At 67.2% G+C, this 16,299-nt stretch carries 17 protein-coding genes; 13 read left to right on the plus strand and 4 right to left on the minus strand.

Features of this window, described 5'->3' with window-relative positions:
* Window positions 1-6 precede the first annotated feature (6 nt).
* Window positions 7-1,368 (minus strand): coenzyme F420-0:L-glutamate ligase, encoded by a 1,362-nt coding sequence (locus MJO58_RS06215; protein WP_239722304.1) that lies wholly within the window; start codon window positions 1,366-1,368, stop codon window positions 7-9.
* Window positions 1,365-2,366 carry a 2-phospho-L-lactate transferase gene (gene cofD / locus MJO58_RS06220; RefSeq protein WP_239722305.1) on the minus strand — a complete coding sequence of 334 codons (1,002 nt, stop codon included), beginning with the start codon at window positions 2,364-2,366 and terminating at the stop codon, window positions 1,365-1,367. Before cofD ends, MJO58_RS06215 begins: the two co-directional genes overlap by 4 nt.
* Window positions 2,367-2,657: 291 nt before the next feature.
* On the opposite strand from cofD, the gene MJO58_RS06225 reads away from it, so the two are divergent.
* Window positions 2,658-3,029, plus strand: coding sequence for a WhiB family transcriptional regulator (locus MJO58_RS06225; protein WP_338048756.1), 372 nt, complete (start codon window positions 2,658-2,660; stop codon window positions 3,027-3,029).
* Window positions 3,030-3,049: 20 nt separating this feature from the next.
* Here the strand turns inward: MJO58_RS06225 and MJO58_RS06230 are convergent, their stop codons facing one another.
* On the minus strand, window positions 3,050-3,472 hold the full coding sequence (locus tag MJO58_RS06230) for a metallopeptidase family protein (protein ID WP_025737691.1): 423 nt from the start codon (window positions 3,470-3,472) through the stop codon (window positions 3,050-3,052).
* Between the two features lie 173 nt (window positions 3,473-3,645).
* Between MJO58_RS06230 and MJO58_RS06235 the strand changes: the two genes are divergently transcribed.
* The 4 genes from MJO58_RS06235 to manA all read left to right on the plus strand — a co-directional run bounded on the left by MJO58_RS06235 (window position 3,646) and on the right by manA (window position 7,937).
* The gene (locus MJO58_RS06235; RefSeq protein WP_217493106.1) at window positions 3,646-4,128 is read left to right on the plus strand and encodes a DUF3499 domain-containing protein; all 483 of its coding nucleotides are present in this window, start codon (window positions 3,646-3,648) and stop codon (window positions 4,126-4,128) included.
* Window positions 4,129-4,195: 67 nt separating this feature from the next.
* Window positions 4,196-5,593: a phosphomannomutase/phosphoglucomutase gene (locus MJO58_RS06240; RefSeq protein ID WP_239722306.1), complete on the plus strand. Its 1,398-nt coding sequence runs from the start codon at window positions 4,196-4,198 to the stop codon at window positions 5,591-5,593.
* Window positions 5,590-6,702 (plus strand): TobH protein, encoded by a 1,113-nt coding sequence (locus MJO58_RS06245; RefSeq protein ID WP_239722307.1) that lies wholly within the window; start codon window positions 5,590-5,592, stop codon window positions 6,700-6,702. Before MJO58_RS06240 ends, MJO58_RS06245 begins: the two co-directional genes overlap by 4 nt.
* Before the next feature lie 8 nt (window positions 6,703-6,710).
* Window positions 6,711-7,937, plus strand: coding sequence for a mannose-6-phosphate isomerase, class I (gene manA / locus MJO58_RS06250; RefSeq protein WP_239722308.1), 1,227 nt, complete (start codon window positions 6,711-6,713; stop codon window positions 7,935-7,937).
* Here the strand turns inward: manA and MJO58_RS06255 are convergent.
* Window positions 7,915-9,303, minus strand: a complete 1,389-nt coding sequence (locus MJO58_RS06255) for an FAD-dependent oxidoreductase (RefSeq protein ID WP_239723178.1) — start codon at window positions 9,301-9,303, stop codon at window positions 7,915-7,917. The genes manA and MJO58_RS06255 overlap by 23 nt on opposite strands.
* 95 nt (window positions 9,304-9,398) lie before the next feature.
* Between MJO58_RS06255 and MJO58_RS06260 the strand changes: the two genes are divergently transcribed.
* From MJO58_RS06260 to mtrA, 8 genes are all read left to right on the plus strand, one after another.
* Window positions 9,399-10,880: an amino acid permease gene (locus MJO58_RS06260; RefSeq protein WP_239722309.1), complete on the plus strand. Its 1,482-nt coding sequence runs from the start codon at window positions 9,399-9,401 to the stop codon at window positions 10,878-10,880.
* Between the two features lie 106 nt (window positions 10,881-10,986).
* Entirely contained in the window at window positions 10,987-12,234 is a 1,248-nt protein-coding gene (locus tag MJO58_RS06265) for an alkane 1-monooxygenase (protein ID WP_239722310.1), read from the plus strand.
* Window positions 12,231-12,398 carry a rubredoxin gene (locus MJO58_RS06270; protein ID WP_239722311.1) on the plus strand — a complete coding sequence of 56 codons (168 nt, stop codon included), beginning with the start codon at window positions 12,231-12,233 and terminating at the stop codon, window positions 12,396-12,398. Before MJO58_RS06265 ends, MJO58_RS06270 begins: the two co-directional genes overlap by 4 nt.
* A 10-nt stretch (window positions 12,399-12,408) precedes the next feature.
* The gene (locus MJO58_RS06275; protein WP_090600735.1) at window positions 12,409-12,591 is read left to right on the plus strand and encodes a rubredoxin; all 183 of its coding nucleotides are present in this window, start codon (window positions 12,409-12,411) and stop codon (window positions 12,589-12,591) included.
* Between the two features lie 29 nt (window positions 12,592-12,620).
* Window positions 12,621-13,226: a TetR family transcriptional regulator AlkX gene (gene alkX / locus MJO58_RS06280; RefSeq protein WP_239722312.1), complete on the plus strand. Its 606-nt coding sequence runs from the start codon at window positions 12,621-12,623 to the stop codon at window positions 13,224-13,226.
* Between the two features lie 124 nt (window positions 13,227-13,350).
* Window positions 13,351-14,808, plus strand: coding sequence for an adenosylhomocysteinase (gene ahcY, locus MJO58_RS06285; protein WP_090600737.1), 1,458 nt, complete (start codon window positions 13,351-13,353; stop codon window positions 14,806-14,808).
* A 28-nt stretch (window positions 14,809-14,836) separates the two neighbouring features.
* Window positions 14,837-15,469: a dTMP kinase gene (locus tag MJO58_RS06290; RefSeq protein ID WP_090600738.1), complete on the plus strand. Its 633-nt coding sequence runs from the start codon at window positions 14,837-14,839 to the stop codon at window positions 15,467-15,469.
* 102 nt (window positions 15,470-15,571) lie between these two features.
* A complete protein-coding gene (gene mtrA / locus MJO58_RS06295; RefSeq protein ID WP_007168097.1) occupies window positions 15,572-16,258 on the plus strand; it encodes a two-component system response regulator MtrA in 687 nt (228 codons plus the stop codon).
* The last annotated feature ends 41 nt before the right edge of the window (window positions 16,259-16,299 follow it).

The following is a 16,299-nucleotide window of genomic DNA, read 5'->3' on the forward strand; positions in this document are numbered from 1 at the left end:
TCAGTATCACTTGCGGATCAGCAGATCTCCGGGATTCACGGGTTCGCGCAACCCTTCGGGCCGTGCTTCTTCGGCGGCGTAGCCGATCGCGATGCCGCCCAACGGCTCCCAATCGGCGGGCAGCTCCAGCTCGGCGCGGACCAGGTCGGCGGCAAAGATCGTCGAGCCGATCCAGCAGCTGCCCACCCCCCGAACGGCCAGCGCGACCAGCAGTGCCTGCACGGCCGCGCCGACCGCGACGGTGAACATGGTGTGCTCGGCGTCGGTGCGCTCAGCATCGGGATAGGTGTGGGCGCCCTCGGGCACCAGCATCGGGACGATGACCTCGGGTGCCTCGTAGAGGATCTGGCCGCGCGCCACTCGCCGATCGATCGCGTCGTCCGGCTTTCCGTCACCGGCCAGGTCGGTGCGCCACTTGTCCTTCATCCGGTCGAGCAGCCGGGTCCGAGTGGCAGTGCTGCGCAGCCAGACGAACCGCACCGGGCGGGTGTGGTGCGGGGCCGGCGCGGTCAGCGCCTCGGCGACGGCCGCCTCGATCAGCTCCGGTGGCACCGGCTCGGCGCTGAACCGGCGCACCGACCGGCGCAGCAGCTGAGCTTCGCGGCGGCCCCTCTCGATGGCTTCGGCCGTGCCGAGCCAGAACAGATCTTCGGGGCCGGGCCGCAGCAGCTGCCGCGCCGTGGTGCCGTCGTCGACGACCGTCAGCCCGCGCACGACGGCCACCGGCATCGCGGTCAGCTTGCCCTTGACCAGATCGGCCGCGGCGGCCACTTCGTCGGCCACCGCGATCTCGGTAACCACCAATTCGTTGCCGTGCTCGTCGACCGCGCCCGAATAGCCGTGCAGCACAGCCAGTCCCGCCGCGCCGATCGCGGCGTCGATCTGACCGTTGCGCCAGGCCCGGCCCATCGTGTCGGTGATCACCACCGCGACGTCGACGCCGAGCTTCTCGCGCAGCGCGGAGCGCAGGGCCGCGGCGCTGCCGTCGGGGTCCAGCGGCAGCAGCGCGAGTTCGCTTCGGCCGACGTTGGATCCGTCGACGCCGGCGGCGGCCTGCACCAGGCCAAGGTGGTTCTCGGTGATCAGCGTGCGGCCCTTGCGGGCCAGCACCCGCACCGCCTCGCCGTCGACCAGTTTGCGGCGGAGCTCGTCGCGCTCCTCGGGGTCCTCGGGCGCGGCCACCAGGCGGCCCTCGCACTTGGACACCACCTTGCTGGTGACCACCACGACATCGCTGTCGCGCAGCCACGGGGCGGCCGCGGCGACTGCCGCGCCGAGATCGTCGCCGGGGCGGAACTCGGGAAGCCCGGTGACGGGCAGGATCTCGATCGTCGCGGCGCTGCCGTGCTCCTTCGGGGTATCGGTCATGGCGCCACGCCCGCAATACCCAGTCCGGCCCGCACCATTTCGGCCGTCGCCTTCGGATCGCTCATCAATAGCGGCACCGCCCGTACCGCAACGCCGTCGATTTCGGCTTCGAATGTTTCCAAGTCGCCCTCGTGCACCAGCCAGCAATCCAATATTCCGGTGCCGGTGCGCGCCCCGTAATATCTGCCGACCGCTTCGGCGGTGGACGCGACCCCGATCACCTCGAGGCAGGCATCAGCCATGCCGCGCAACGGTTTTCCACCGACGATCGGGGAGTAGCCGACGATCGGCGCAGCAGTCGCCCGCAGGGCGCCGCGAATACCCGGCACGGCCAGGATCGCGCCGACGCTCACCACGGGGTTGGACGGTGCCAGCATGACGATGTCGGCGTTGCCGATGGCGTCGACCGCATCGGTTGTGGCACTGGCCGATTCGGCGCCGACGAACGCGAAGCTGTGGGTTGGCACGTTGGCCCGGTAGCGCACCCACCACTCCTGGAAGTGGATCGCGCGCCGACTGTCGTCGGCCGGATCGGTAATCACCACATGCGTTTCGCAACGGTCGTCGCTGGCGGGCACCAACTGTGCGCCGGGTTGCCAGCGGTCGCACAACGCCGTGGTGATCTGCGAGAGCGGATAGCCGGCGTTGAGCATCTGGGTGCGCACCAGGTGCGTCCCCAAATCGCGGTCGCCGAGTTGAAACCAGTCCGGCTGCATGCCGTAGCGCGCCAATTCCTCTTTGGCGTGCCAGGTTTCGTCGCGATGGCCCCACCCGCGCTCCGGGTCTACGCCTCCACCTAAGGTATACATGCAGGTGTCCAGATCCGGACAAACCCGAACCCCGTGGATCCAGGCATCGTCGCCAATGTTGACGACGGCGGTCAGCTCGTGGTCGGAAGTTTCTCCCCCGGTTGCGAACTGACCCAGCCCGAGTAATTGTTGAACACCCAGCAGGAACCGGGCGCCGCCGACCCCACCGACCAGAACGGTGACCTTCACACCGGACGACAGTACCGGCCGGGCACTTTGGCGAGCGTTTGTGATGGACACGCCGAAGGGCCGAAATAACAGAAACGCCGGAAATTGATCACGAGATGGTATGGAAATACGCCGAAACGCTTGACCCGGCAGATTAACCCGTGTCTAATCACATCAGTGTCATTTCCCGGTTGGCCGGCCGGTTCCGGTGTCGCAGACCGAGATTCGATCACTTGTTCGAATTGTCTGTTACATCAGAACAGCGGGACACAACCACTCTCTCAAAGACCAAGCTGAGGAGGCGTACGACGCATGTCTTACGAGCACCTACGGGGCGTCATGCCAAGCACTGAGCGCGCCATGATCAGCTCCGCGCCGGCGCCGATTGCACGGCCCCACTTGACCGTGGTCCCTGATGCGCCAATCGCATTCGAGCCCGAGCCGTTGCCGGAACCCGAACTCACTCCGGACCAATGGCAGGACCGCGCGCTGTGCGCGCAGACCGACCCGGAGGCCTTCTTCCCGGAGAAGGGTGGGTCGACTCGCGAAGCCAAGAAGATCTGCCTGGGTTGCGAGGTACGGCATGAGTGCCTGGAGTATGCGCTGGCACATGACGAGCGCTTCGGCATCTGGGGTGGCCTCTCCGAGCGTGAGCGCCGCCGCCTTAAGCGCGGCATTATCTGACCGCTGAACCCACTTTGGGGTTATTCGTCGTCGATCGTCGGGTCGATGACCGTCGGTTCGACGTCGAGGTAGATGGCCACCTGAGCCACCAGAATCTCGTGCAGTAATTCGCCAAGTTCGACGGTGTCTTTGGCGCGTCGTTCGATGGGCTTGCGGAACAAGACAATTCGCGCCCGCGTCGAGTTTCCTCGGACGTCTACCCCGGCGGGGATCAAGCGGGCCAGCGCGATCGGTCCATCGGCGACGACCTCGGGCGGCCACTGCACGCTGTCGGGATCCTTGGCGGCGATGCGTGGAATTTCGTCGACCGCCACGTCGAGTTCCGACACTCGTGATTGCCAGCGCCGCTCGATGGGTTCGTAGGCCTCGAGCACCGCCATGTCGAATCGCTCGGCCCGGCTGCGCCACCCGGGCACCGTCGGCGGCAGCAAAGGACCGCGCATATCACGCCCGCGCCGAGTGGCCCGGTGCCCAGGCGTTCGGCCCGACGGCCGTCCGTTGCGCGGGAAACTGCGCGAATCACCCACGCGCCGATGGTAACGGTTGGACATCGTGGCCCGAACGGATGCGCGTGTCCGGCGCTTCGGCGGCGTTTGTCCACGATAGCCTTTCCGACGTGAACGTTCCCCGTCGCTGCTGCCGGCCAGGGTGCCCGCACTACGCCGTGGCGACCTTGACGTTCGTCTACTCGGACTCGACGGCAGTGGTAGGCCCGCTCGCGACCGCACGCGAACCGCATTCGTGGGACTTGTGCGTCGGTCACGCCGGCCGCATCACGGCCCCCCGCGGATGGGAGCTGGTACGCCACGCCGGGCCCCTGAATTCGGAGCCTACGAATCCCGATGAAGACGACCTGGTCGCGCTTGCCGACGCCGTGCGCGAAGGCGGTGCGGGCGAGGCGTCCTTGCCGCACGTGGGCGGCACCGGCATGCCGTTGAACGGCTTCCCCGCGCGAGCGGCAAATGTCGCCGCCGACCCGCATCTGCACCACACCGGAGCCCAGGCCACCGCGCCCAGCAGCCATCTGCTCGCGCCGCCGGAAAAACGGTCCGGTCGCCGCCGCGGGCATCTGCGGGTGTTGCCCGATCCGTCCGACTAGGGCACCGCTCGGGCCGATAGGCTGACGCCAAGAGGCAAATCAATCCATGGCGTCAAGGAGGCCCCGCATGTCTCGGCCCGCCGCGACTGTCCACCGTGTCATCAAGGCTTATGACATTCGTGGGCTGGTCGGCGAAGAGATCGACGAGTCGCTGGTCGCCGATGTCGGGGCAGCGTTCGCCGCGTTGATGCGCGACGAAGGCGCGCAACGCGTGGCGATCGGACACGACATGCGCGATAGCTCGCCGTCGCTCGCCGCTGCCTTTGCGGCCGGGGTGACCAACCAGGGCCTGGACGTAGTGCGGATCGGGTTGGCGTCGACCGACCAGCTGTATTTCGCCTCGGGGTCACTCGACTGCCCCGGCGCGATGTTCACCGCCAGCCATAACCCCGCCGCCTACAACGGCATCAAACTCTGCCGGGCCGGCGCGAAACCGGTCGGTGCGGACACCGGGCTGAAAGTGATCACCGAACACGTGATCGCCGGAGTCGCGGGCTACGACGGGAAGCCGGGGACCATCACCGATCGCGATGTGCTCTGCGACTATGGCGAGTTCCTGCGGTCGCTGGTGACGACAACCGGATTACGGCCGCTGCGGGTGGCGGTCGACGCCGGCAACGGCATGGCCGGTCACACCGCACCGGCGGTGTTCGGCCCGATCGACTCGATCACGTTGTTGCCGTTGTACTTCGAGCTCGACGGGTCGTTTCCGAATCACGAGGCCAATCCGCTCGACGCGGCCAACCTGCTGGATTTGCAGTGCTACGTCCGCGAGACCGGCGCCGACATCGGATTGGCCTTCGACGGCGACGCCGACCGGTGCTTCGTGGTCGACGAACGCGGGATGCCGGTTTCTCCTTCGACGGTGACGAGCCTGGTGGCCGCGCGCGAGATCGGCCGGGAAATCGGCGCCACCGTCATCCACAATCTGATCACGTCGCGGGCGGTGCCCGAACTGGTCGCCGAGCGCGGCGGCACACCGTTGCGCTCGCGTGTCGGACACTCCTATATCAAGGCGCTGATGGCCGAAACCGGTGCGATCTTCGGCGGCGAGCATTCCGCGCACTATTACTTCCGTGACTTCTGGGGTGCCGACTCGGGGATGCTGGCCGCGCTGCATGTCCTGGCCGCCCTCGGTGAGCAGGACCGGCCGCTGTCCGAGCTGACCGCGGACTACCAGCGCTACGAGTCGTCCGGTGAGATCAATTTCAAGGTGGCCGACGCCGCTCAGTGCGTCGACGCCGTGCTGAAGTCGTTCGGCAGCCGGATCCACTCCATCGACCACGTGGACGGGGTGACGGTGGACTTGGGCGACGGCAGCTGGTTCAACCTGCGCACCTCCAACACCGAACCATTGCTGCGGCTGAATGCCGAGGGCCGCACCACCGAGGACGTCGACGCGATGGTCGCCGAGATCAGCGCCGAAATCGCCGGCCAGGTGCAGCGCAGTGAGGGTGTGCCGTGAACGCCACCCGGGCGATCGATCTCGAGGACACCGACGGCCTGATCGCCGCCGACCGGCAGGGCCTGTTGCGGTCCGCCTCGTCGGCCGGCGCGCAGGTGCGCGCCATTGCCGCCGCGGTCGAGGAAGGTGAGCTGGATTCGCTGCGCACCGGCGACCGCCCACGCAGCGTGATCTGGGTAGCCGGGCGGGGCACCGCCGAGACGGCCGGAGCGATGCTGGCCGCGACGCAGGGCGGCGCGGCGTCCGCGCCGATCGCGATCGTCGGCGAGGCCCCGCCGTGGATCGGCCCACTCGACGTGCTGATCGTCGCCGGCGACGACCCCGGCGACCCGGCCCTCGTCGGGGCCGCCGCGACCGGGGTGCGCCGCGGTGCGCGGGTCGCCATCGTCGCTCCGTACGAAGGTCCGCTACGCGACTCCACCGCCGGCCGCGCCGCGGCGCTGGTGCCGCGGCTGTGGTTTCCCGACGAGTTCGGCCTGTGTCGGTACCTGGCCGCCGGCTTGGCGACGCTGCAAACGGTGGATCCCCGGCTGGACATCGACCTGCCGGCGCTCGCCGACGAGCTGGACGCCGAAGCGTTGCGCAACAGCGCGAGCCGTGACCTGTTCACCAACCCGGCCAAGACAATCGCCGCGCGCTTGTCCCACCACCCGGTGGCACTGGCAGGTGACTGCGCCGGGACGCTGGCGCTGGCCCGGCATGGCAGTTCGCAGCTGCTGCGGATCGCGCATCAGGTGGTCGCCGCCACCGGGCTGGCCGATGCGGTGGTGGCACTGCGCGAGCCCGTCCATTTCGGTGACGACCCGACGCCGGTGGACGCGCTCTTTCACGACGAACAAATCGACGGGCCGCTGCCCGAGCGGATGCGGGTGCTGGCGTTCACGCTGGCCGGCGACCGGACAGTGGTGGCCGCTCGGGTGGCCGGGCTGGACGAGGTATACCTCATCGCGGCGCACGACGTGCCCGAAGCGCCCGGCGGAGTGGGCGGCTCCGGTGGCCTGGTCGGGGCGGTGGCCCCGGGAGGCGCGACCCGCCCCGAACACCAACTGGCAGTATTGGCGGTTCGGCTGGAGATGGCCGCCGTTTACTTACGACTGGTGCGGGGATAGATAGACAAGTGGAACTGCTTCGCGGTGCGGTACGGACGTACGCATGGGGCTCGCGTACGGCCATCGCCGAATTCACCGGGCGTCCAGTGCCCGCGGCTCACCCCGAGGCCGAACTCTGGTTCGGCGCGCACCCGGGCGATCCGGCCTTCCTGGAAACCGAGCAGGGTGAACTCTCCTTGCTGGAGGCGGTGACCGCCGATCCGGAGGGCCAGCTCGGCTCGGCCTCGCGCGAACGGTTCGGTGACGTGCTGCCGTTCCTGGTCAAGGTGCTCGCCGCCGACGAGCCACTGTCGCTGCAGGCGCATCCGAGTGCCGAACAAGCGATCGAGGGCTACCTGCGCGAGGAGAAGTTGGGCATTCCGGTGACGTCGCCGGTGCGCAACTACCGCGACACGTCGCACAAGCCCGAACTGCTGGTGGCTCTGCACTCGTTCGAGGCACTCGCCGGATTCCGTCAGGCTGCGGTCACCATCGAGTTGCTGCGGGCGCTGGCCGTCACCGACCTCGACCCCTACATCGAATTGCTGAACGACCAGTCCGACGCCGACGGTCTGCGTGCGCTGTTCACCACCTGGATCACCGCGCCGCAGCCGGACATCGATGTGTTGGTGTCCGCGGTGATCGACGGCGCTATCCAGTACGTCAGTTCCGGTGCAACGGCATTCGCGGCCGAGGCCAAGGCGGTGCTCGAACTCGGCGAACGCTACCCCGGGGACGCCGGAGTGCTGGCGTCGTTGTTGCTCAACCGGATCAGCCTGGCCCCGGGCGAGGCGCTCTTCATCCCGGCCGGCAACCTGCACACCTATCTGCGCGGGTTCGCGATCGAGGTAATGGCGAACTCCGACAACGTATTACGCGGTGGGTTGACGCCCAAGCACGTCGACGTACCCGAGTTGCTGCGGGTGCTGGACTTCGCACCCACCGCCGAGGCGCAGCTGCGGCCGCACGTGCACCGCGAGGGCCTGGGGCTTATCTACGACACCCCGGCCGACGAGTTCGCGGTGGCGCTGCTGACCCTCGAGGGCGAACACCTCGGCCACGAGGTCGACGCGTCACCAACCCATGACGGTCCGCAGATCCTGTTGTGTGCCGAGGGTGCCGCGGTCGTGCACGGCAAATCCGGGTCGCTGGCGCTGGACCGCGGGATGGCGGCCTGGGTTGCGGCCGACGACGGACCGGTGGGGCTGGTCGCGCACCAGCCGGCGAAGTTGTTCAGGGCGACCGTAGGTTTGTGACGGCCCGCCCCTTGGCGGCCTGACGCGACTCGCGGCGCTCGCGCAGCCACAGCCGCAGGTTGTGCGCGATGGTCCGGCCGACGATCCGCGGCGGCGGAACCATATAGAGACTGTCGAGCAGCGAGAAGCGGCGCAAAAACCATTCGGCGAGAACGGGTTCGGTCTCGGCCGCGCCGAGGAATTGGTCGAACAGCGCTCCCGACGGCCGCCACCACCAGGGGATCGGAGCACTGGTGCCGGCGTGGTGAAAAGCGACGTCGCCGATCGCGTTCATCGTCCACACCGGATAGGTCGTCTTGGCGGTCGCCCGGTTGAGCTCGCCGGCCAGGTCTTCGTCCGCGGATCGCAGTGCCCGCCGCAGATGACCGGCCTGCAGCGACGTCATCGTCATGCCCTGTCCGAAGGTGGGATTGAAGCTGGCCACGGCGTCGCCCAACGGAATGATGCCGGCCGGGAAGCGGTCCAGCTTGTCATAGCGGCGCCATTTACTGGCCGGAAAGGCGTGAAACGCCGGTGCGCCAACGGGTCTGGCGTGGGTCAGCGCCTCGGTGAAGTGCGCCGGGAGCAGCTCGATGGCCAGCGCGACCATGTCCGGGAACGTCGTCGGCGGCTTCGTGCCGGCCACCCCGAAGGTGGTCAACACCCAGGTGCCGTCCTCGTAGCACAGCATGCCCATCCCCAACGACTGGTCGTGGGAGGCGCCGGCCACCACGACCTTCTCCGCGATCAATCCGTCGGGAATGCGGAACTGGTGGCTGGCGTAGTTGATGCCGATGTCCAGGGTCTCCTCGATGGGCCGCTGGTATCCCCACTGCGTCAACCACACCGGCAGCCGGGTGCCCCGACCCGCCGCGTCGACCACCAGATCCGCCTGCACGAATTCCGGCTCACCGCCGACCTCGTCCTTGGGGTCCAGCACCACACCGGTCACCCGCTGCCGCGCCGAGTCGAACCGCGGTTCGGCGACGGACCGGCGCAGGATCGCGACGTTGTCGATGTCGCGGACGCGGCGGCGCAACTGCCACTCGAGGTGCGGCCGGCTGGGCACGTATGCGGTGAATTCGTCGCGCAGCGTGTGGCCCGTCCCGAGGACGTGGCCCGCCGCGCCCAGATGGATGCAGTCCGGACGGTTTTCCAGCATCGGCACACCGGCGGCCACCATGTCGTTGAGCAGACCCGGGAACAAGGCGTCGAATTCGCTGGCCCCGCGCGCCATCAGCAGATGCAGATGCCGGTCCTGGGGAATCGTCGCGCGATTTGCCGGGGTGCTCGGCAGTTCATCGCGCTCATAGACGCTGACCTGGGAATACCAGTCAGCAAGCACCCGGGCGGCGCACAAACCCGCGATGCTCGCGCCTATCACTATTGCGTGGTCTCGGGTGGGTGCGCAGTCCGGCATCCGGGGGGAGTACCCACTACTGTGCGGTCCAATGACTTCAGACGGTAACGAGAGGGAGGCATATGTCCAACCGGTGGCGTACTAAGTCAGTCGAACAGTCCATCGAGGACACCGACGAGCCGGACACTCGCCTCCGCAAGGTCCTCACCTGGTGGGACCTGATGGTCTTCGGCGTCGCCGTGGTGATCGGCGCCGGCATCTTCACGGTCACCGCATCGACGGCCGGGGATATCACCGGCCCCGCGATTTGGGTCTCGTTTCTGATCGCCGCCGTCACCTGCGCGCTGGCGGCGCTGTGCTATGCCGAATTCGCCTCGACGCTGCCCGTCGCGGGCAGCGCATACACCTTCTCCTATGCCACCTTTGGTGAGTTCTTAGCATGGATCATTGGCTGGAACCTGTTGCTGGAGTTGGCAATTGGCGCCGCCGTGGTGTCCAAGGGCTGGTCCAGTTATCTCGGCACCGTGTTCGGATTCGGCGGCGGCACCGTCACCTTGGGGTCACTCGACATCGACTGGGGCGCGCTGCTGATCGTCGCCGTGGTGGCGACCCTGGTCGCGTCGGGCACCAAGGTGTCGTCCAGGGTTTCGGCGGTGATCACCGCCGTCAAGGTGTCGGTGGTCATCTTCGTCGTGCTGGTGGGCGTCTTCTACATCAAAGGCTCCAACTATTCGCCGTTCATCCCCAAGCCGGAAGCCGGTTACGAGGCGAGCGGCATCAATCAGTCGGTGCTGTCGCTGCTCACCGGGGCGCACAGCAGCCACTACGGCTGGTACGGCGTGCTGGCCGGCGCTTCGATCGTGTTCTTCGCATTCATCGGGTTCGACATCGTCGCGACGATGGCCGAGGAGACCAAGCACCCGCAGCGCGACGTGCCGCGCGGGATTCTGGCGTCGCTGGCCGTGGTGACCGTTCTCTATGTCGCCGTCTCCGTCGTGTTGTCCGGCATGGTTTCCTACACCCAGCTCAAGACCGTCCCCGGCGGCAAGCCAGCAAACCTGGCCACCGCATTCACCGCGAACGGGATCCAGTGGGCGAGCAAGATCATCGCCATCGGGGCACTGGCCGGGTTGACCACCGTCGTGATGGTGCTGGTGCTGGGACAGTGCCGGGTCCTGTTCGCGATGGCGCGCGACGGCTTGTTGCCGCGGTCGCTGGCCAAGACCGGCTCGCGCGGGACGCCGGTCCGGATCACCGTGCTGGTCGCGCTGGTGATCGCCGCGACCGCCTCGGTCTTCCCGATCAGCAAGCTCGAGGAGATGGTCAACGTCGGGACGCTATTCGCGTTCGTCCTGGTCTCCGCCGGGGTCGTCGTCCTGCGCCGCACCCGCCCGGACCTGGAGCGCGGGTTCCGCGCGCCGTGGGTGCCGGTGCTCCCGATCGCCGCGATTTGCGCGTGTACCTGGCTGATGGTCAACCTCACCGCCCTGACCTGGGTCCGGTTCGGCGTGTGGCTGGCGGTGGGGACCGCGATCTATCTCGGCTACGGATATCGCCACTCCATGCAGGGCCACAGGCAGGCCAATCAGCAGGTCGCTCAGTAGGTCGAGTCACTTGCTTTACAAAACGACATCTTTTGTCTAGACAGAGGACGCAAATGGCGGTATTGTCCAACCTCAACGTGGTGTGACTCACAAGGAGGTTTGGCATATGACCACTCAGATCCAGGCGGCCGAAGAACTCGGTGCGACCCAGTGGCGCGACAGGAAGCGCTACCTGTGGCTGATGGGCCTGATCCCACCGACGGCGTTGTTCGTGATGCTGCCGATCGTCTGGGGACTGAACCAGTTCGGCTGGCACGGCGCCGCCCAGGTGCCGATGTGGATCGGGCCGATCCTGCTCTACATCCTGCTGCCGATCCTGGACCTGCGGTTCGGGCCGGACGGGCAGAACCCGCCTGACGAGGTGATGGAGCAGCTGGAGAACGACAAGTACTACCGCTACTGCACCTACATCTACATCCCGTTCCAGTACCTCAGCGTCGTGCTGGGCGCCTACCTGTTCACCGCGTCGGACCTGCACTGGCTGGGCTTCGAAACGGGGCCCCACGGCGGCCTGGGCTGGGTCGGCAAGATCGGCGTCGCGCTGTCGGTCGGTGTGCTCGGCGGCGTCGGCATCAACACCGCGCACGAGATGGGGCATAAGAAGGACTCGCTGGAGCGCTGGCTGTCCAAGATCACGCTGGCGCAGACCGCCTACGGCCACTTCTACATCGAGCACAACCGCGGTCACCACGTGCGCGTCTCCACGCCGGAGGACCCGGCGTCGGCCCGCTTCGGCGAGACCTTCTGGGAGTTCTTGCCCCGCAGCGTGTTCGGCTCCCTGCGCTCATCGGTGCAGCTCGAGGCGCAGCGGATCCGCAGGCTCGGCCGCAGCCCCTGGGACCCCAGGACGTATGCGTCCAACGACGTGCTCAACGCGTGGGCCATGTCGGTGGTGCTGTTCGGCGCGCTGATCGCGTTCTTCGGCGTCGGGGTGATCCCGTTCATCGTCATTCAGGCGGTGTTCGGCTTCTCACTGCTGGAAACCGTCAACTATCTCGAGCACTACGGCCTGCTGCGGCAGCGCACCGCCAACGGCCGCTACGAGCGTTGCGCGCCGGTGCACAGCTGGAACTCCGACCACATCGTCACCAACCTGTTCCTCTACCACCTGCAGCGGCACAGCGATCACCACGCCAACCCGACCCGGCGGTATCAGACGTTGCGCAGCATGGAAGGCGCGCCCAACCTGCCGAGCGGATACGCGTCGATGATCGCGCTGACGTACTTCCCCCCGGTGTGGCGCAAAGTGATGGACCATCGGGTGCTGGCGCACTACGACGGTGACATCACCAAGGTCAACGTCCACCCGCGGATGCGTGACAAGGTGCTGGCGAAATATGGGGTGCCGGCATGACCGCGTACCGCTGCCCAGGCTGCGACTACATCTACGACGAAACGAAAGGGGCTCCGCGGGAGGGCTTTCGGCCGGGCACGCCGTTCGCCGACATCCCCGACGACTGGTGCTGCCCCGATTGTGCGGTGCTCGAGAAGGCCGACTTCGAAAAGGCAATCGGATAGGAGTGAACCGGTGACCGACTACAAGCTTTTCATCTGCGTGCAGTGCGGATTCGAGTACGACGAGGCCAAGGGCTGGCCGGAAGACGGCATCGCCCCCGGCACCCGGTGGGACGAGATTCCGGAGGACTGGAGCTGCCCGGACTGCGGTGCGGCCAAATCCGACTTCGAGATGGTGGAGGTGGCGCGGGGGTGAGCGCTTTACAAGCGGCTATTGTCGCGCCTGTGAAGCGGATTCCCTACGCCGAGGCGTCGCGCGATCTGCTGCGCAACTCGGTGTTGGACGCGATGCGCGACTTGCTGCTGACCCGAGACTGGTCCGCGATCACGCTGTCCGACGTGGCCCGCGCCGCCGGGATCAGCCGCCAGACCATCTATAACGAGTTCGGTTCGCGGCAAGGTCTGGCGCAGGGATACGCCCTGCGCCTGGCCGACCGCCTGGTCGATGCCGTCCATGCCGCGATCGACGCCAACGTCGGTCATATCTACGAAGCGTTCCTGCAGGGCTTCCGATCGTTCTTCGCCGAGTCGGCGGCCGACCCGCTGGTGATCTCCCTGCTGACCGGAGTCGCCAAGCCGGATCTGCTGCAGATCATCACCACCGACAGCGGGCCCATCATCACCCGGGCATCGGACCGGCTGACCTTGGCATTCATCCACAGCTGGGTGGCCACCAGCGACGAGGACGCCGGGGTGCTGGCGCGCGCCATCGTGCGGCTGGCGCTGAGTTACGTGTCGATGCCGCCGGAGGCCGATCACGACGTCGCGCAGGATCTCGCGCGGTTGATGACGCCCTTTGCCGAGCGTCACGGCGTCATCAACGTCCCCTGACCTGCGGGGGCCGTCGGCCCAAAAACGTCAACGACTACAGTGGCGCAAGAGCGTACCGAAGCTAACGAATGGCCCGTCCGCTCATACTTGAGCCCCCTGAGCCGCAGAAGGATACCGACACGCCATGACTCTGACGCCCGACGTTGTAAACGGCATCGACTTCAAGATCGCCGACCTGTCGCTCGCAGAATTCGGCCGCAAAGAGCTTGACCTGGCCGAATACGAGATGCCCGGCCTGATGTCGTTGCGTCGCGAGTACGCCGAGGTGCAACCGTTGAAGGGCGCCCGGATCTCCGGCTCGCTGCACATGACCGTGCAGACCGCGGTGCTGATCGAGACCCTGACCTCGCTGGGCGCCGAGGTCCGCTGGGCCTCCTGCAACATCTTCTCCACCCAAGACCACGCCGCGGCGGCCGTCGTCGTCGGACCGCACGGCACCCCGGAGGAGCCCAAGGGCGTACCGGTGTTCGCGTGGAAGGGCGAGTCGCTCGAGGAGTACTGGTGGTGCGCCGAGCAGATGCTCACCTGGCCCGGCGAGCCGGCCAACATGATCCTGGACGACGGCGGCGACGCCACCATGATGGTGCTGCGCGGCGCACAGTACGAGAAGGCCGGTGTGGTGCCGCCCGCCGAGGACGACGACTCCGCGGAGTGGAAGGTTTTCCTGGGCGTGCTGCGCAGCCGCTTCGAGTCGGACAAGACCAAGTGGACCAAGATCGCGGAGTCGGTCAAGGGCGTCACCGAGGAGACCACCACCGGCGTGCTGCGCCTCTACCAGTTCGCCGCGGCCGGCGACCTGGCCTTCCCGGCGATCAACGTCAACGACTCGGTCACCAAGTCCAAGTTCGACAACAAGTACGGCACCCGGCACTCGCTGCTCGACGGCATCAACCGCGGCACCGACGCGCTGATCGGCGGCAAGAACGTGCTGATCTGCGGCTTCGGCGACGTGGGTAAGGGCTGCGCCGAGGCCGCCAAGGGCCAGGGCGCGCGGGTGTCCGTCACCGAGATCGACCCGATCAATGCCCTGCAGGCGTTGATGGAGGGCTTCGACGTGGTGACCGTCGAGGACGCCATCGCCGACGCCGACATCGTCGTCACCGCGACCGGTAACAAGGACATCATCTCGCTGGACCACATGAAGGCGATGAAGGACCACGCCATCCTGGGCAACATCGGCCACTTCGACAACGAGATCGACATGGCCGCCCTGGAGCGCTCTGGCGCGACCAAGCTCAACATCAAGCCGCAGGTCGATCTGTGGACGTTCGGGGAGTCCGGCAAGGCCATCATCGTGCTCTCCGAGGGCCGGCTGCTGAACCTGGGTAACGCCACCGGCCACCCGTCGTTCGTGATGAGCAACAGCTTCGCCAACCAGACGATCGCGCAGATCGAGCTGTGGACGAAGAACGACGAGTACGACAACGAGGTCTACCGGTTGCCCAAGCACCTCGACGAGAAGGTGGCTCGCATCCACGTCGAGGCGCTCGGCGGTCAGCTGACCAAGCTGACCAAGGACCAAGCCGAGTACCTGGGCGTCGACGTCGAGGGCCCGTTCAAGCCGGACCACTACCGCTACTGAGCTGTTGCGGGGCCGATAGGCTCGCGCCGTGCTGATCGCGATCGAGGGCGTCGACGGCTCCGGCAAGCGGACGCTGACCGACGGCTTGCGCCAGGCCTTCGAAGCCGCCGGCAAGACGGTGGCCACGATGGCCTTCCCCCGGTACGGGCAGTCGGTGATCGCCGACATCGCGGCGGAGGCGCTGCACGGCGAGCACGGTGACCTCGCGACCTCGGTCTACGCGATGGCGATGCTGTTCGCGCTGGACCGGGCCGCGGCGGTCGACGACATCGAGGAGCTGCGTGGCGGCAACGACGTGCTGATTCTCGATCGCTACGTCGCCTCCAACGCGGCCTACAGCGCCGCGCGCCTGCACGAGGACGCCTCCGGAGACGCTGCATCCTGGGTCTACGCGTTGGAGTTCCAGCGGCTCGGGCTGCCCACGCCGGATTGTCAGGTGCTGCTCGGGGTGTCCGCCGAGCTCGCCGGGGAGCGGGCCCGGCGCCGGGCGGAGTCCGATCCCGGCCGCCCCCGCGACAGCTACGAGCGCGACGACGGGCTTCAGCAGCGCACCCGTGCGGTGTACGCCGGGCTGGCCGACGCGGGCTGGGGCGGACGATGGCTGGTGGTCGACGCCGACGTCGATCCGGCGCGGCTGGCGGCCGATCTGACCGTGGAATGAGCCCGGTATAGGCCCCGAATAGCACAAATTTGTCACGAATTGCCCCTATAGAAGACGAAACGCCCGTGTGGTGCCCGAGTTTTGTCCCGATCTGGTGACACCATGGACTCCATGAGGCAAAGGATCTTGGTCGTCGACGACGACGCTTCGCTCGCGGAGATGCTGACCATCGTTCTTCGTGGGGAGGGCTTCGACACTGCGGTCATCGGTGATGGCACGCAGGCTCTGACCGCGGTGCGCGAGCTGCGGCCCGACCTGGTGCTGCTTGACCTGATGTTGCCCGGTATGAACGGCATCGACGTGTGCCGGGTGTTGCGCGCCGATTCCGGCGTTCCGATCGTGATGCTGACCGCCAAGACCGACACCGTGGATGTGGTGCTCGGCCTGGAGTCCGGCGCCGACGACTACATCATGAAGCCGTTCAAGCCCAAGGAGCTGGTGGCCCGGGTGCGGGCGCGGCTGCGGCGCAACGACGACGAGCCGGCCGAGATGCTCTCCATCGCCGACGTCGAGATCGACGTGCCGGCGCACAAGGTCACCCGCAACGGCGAGCAGATCTCGCTGACCCCGCTGGAGTTCGACCTGCTGGTCGCGCTGGCACGCAAACCGCGCCAGGTGTTTACTCGTGATGTACTGCTCGAACAGGTGTGGGGCTACCGGCACCCAGCGGACACCCGCTTGGTGAATGTGCACGTCCAGCGCCTGCGGGCCAAGGTCGAGAAAGACCCCGAGAACCCGACTGTGGTGTTGACCGTTCGAGGAGTGGGTTACAAGGCCGGACCTCCGTGATCCGCGGCGGCGCCGGTGTAAGACATCACGATGCTGAGGAG

The sequence above is a fragment of the Mycobacterium lentiflavum genome (genome assembly GCF_022374895.2).
Classification (GTDB): domain Bacteria; phylum Actinomycetota; class Actinomycetes; order Mycobacteriales; family Mycobacteriaceae; genus Mycobacterium; species Mycobacterium lentiflavum.

Coding starts and splice junctions, on each gene's coding strand:
- MJO58_RS06215 (WP_239722304.1), bottom strand. CDS start 1,368: ATGACCGATACCCCGAAGGAGCACGGCAGCGCCGCGACGATCGAGATC.
- MJO58_RS06225 (WP_338048756.1), top strand. CDS start 2,658: ATGTCTTACGAGCACCTACGGGGCGTCATGCCAAGCACTGAGCGCGCC.
- MJO58_RS06230 (WP_025737691.1), bottom strand. CDS start 3,472: ATGCGCGGTCCTTTGCTGCCGCCGACGGTGCCCGGGTGGCGCAGCCGG.
- MJO58_RS06240 (WP_239722306.1), top strand. CDS start 4,196: ATGTCTCGGCCCGCCGCGACTGTCCACCGTGTCATCAAGGCTTATGAC.
- MJO58_RS06260 (WP_239722309.1), top strand. CDS start 9,399: ATGTCCAACCGGTGGCGTACTAAGTCAGTCGAACAGTCCATCGAGGAC.
- MJO58_RS06265 (WP_239722310.1), top strand. CDS start 10,987: ATGACCACTCAGATCCAGGCGGCCGAAGAACTCGGTGCGACCCAGTGG.
- MJO58_RS06270 (WP_239722311.1), top strand. CDS start 12,231: ATGACCGCGTACCGCTGCCCAGGCTGCGACTACATCTACGACGAAACG.
- ahcY (WP_090600737.1), top strand. CDS start 13,351: ATGACTCTGACGCCCGACGTTGTAAACGGCATCGACTTCAAGATCGCC.
- mtrA (WP_007168097.1), top strand. CDS start 15,572: ATGGACTCCATGAGGCAAAGGATCTTGGTCGTCGACGACGACGCTTCG.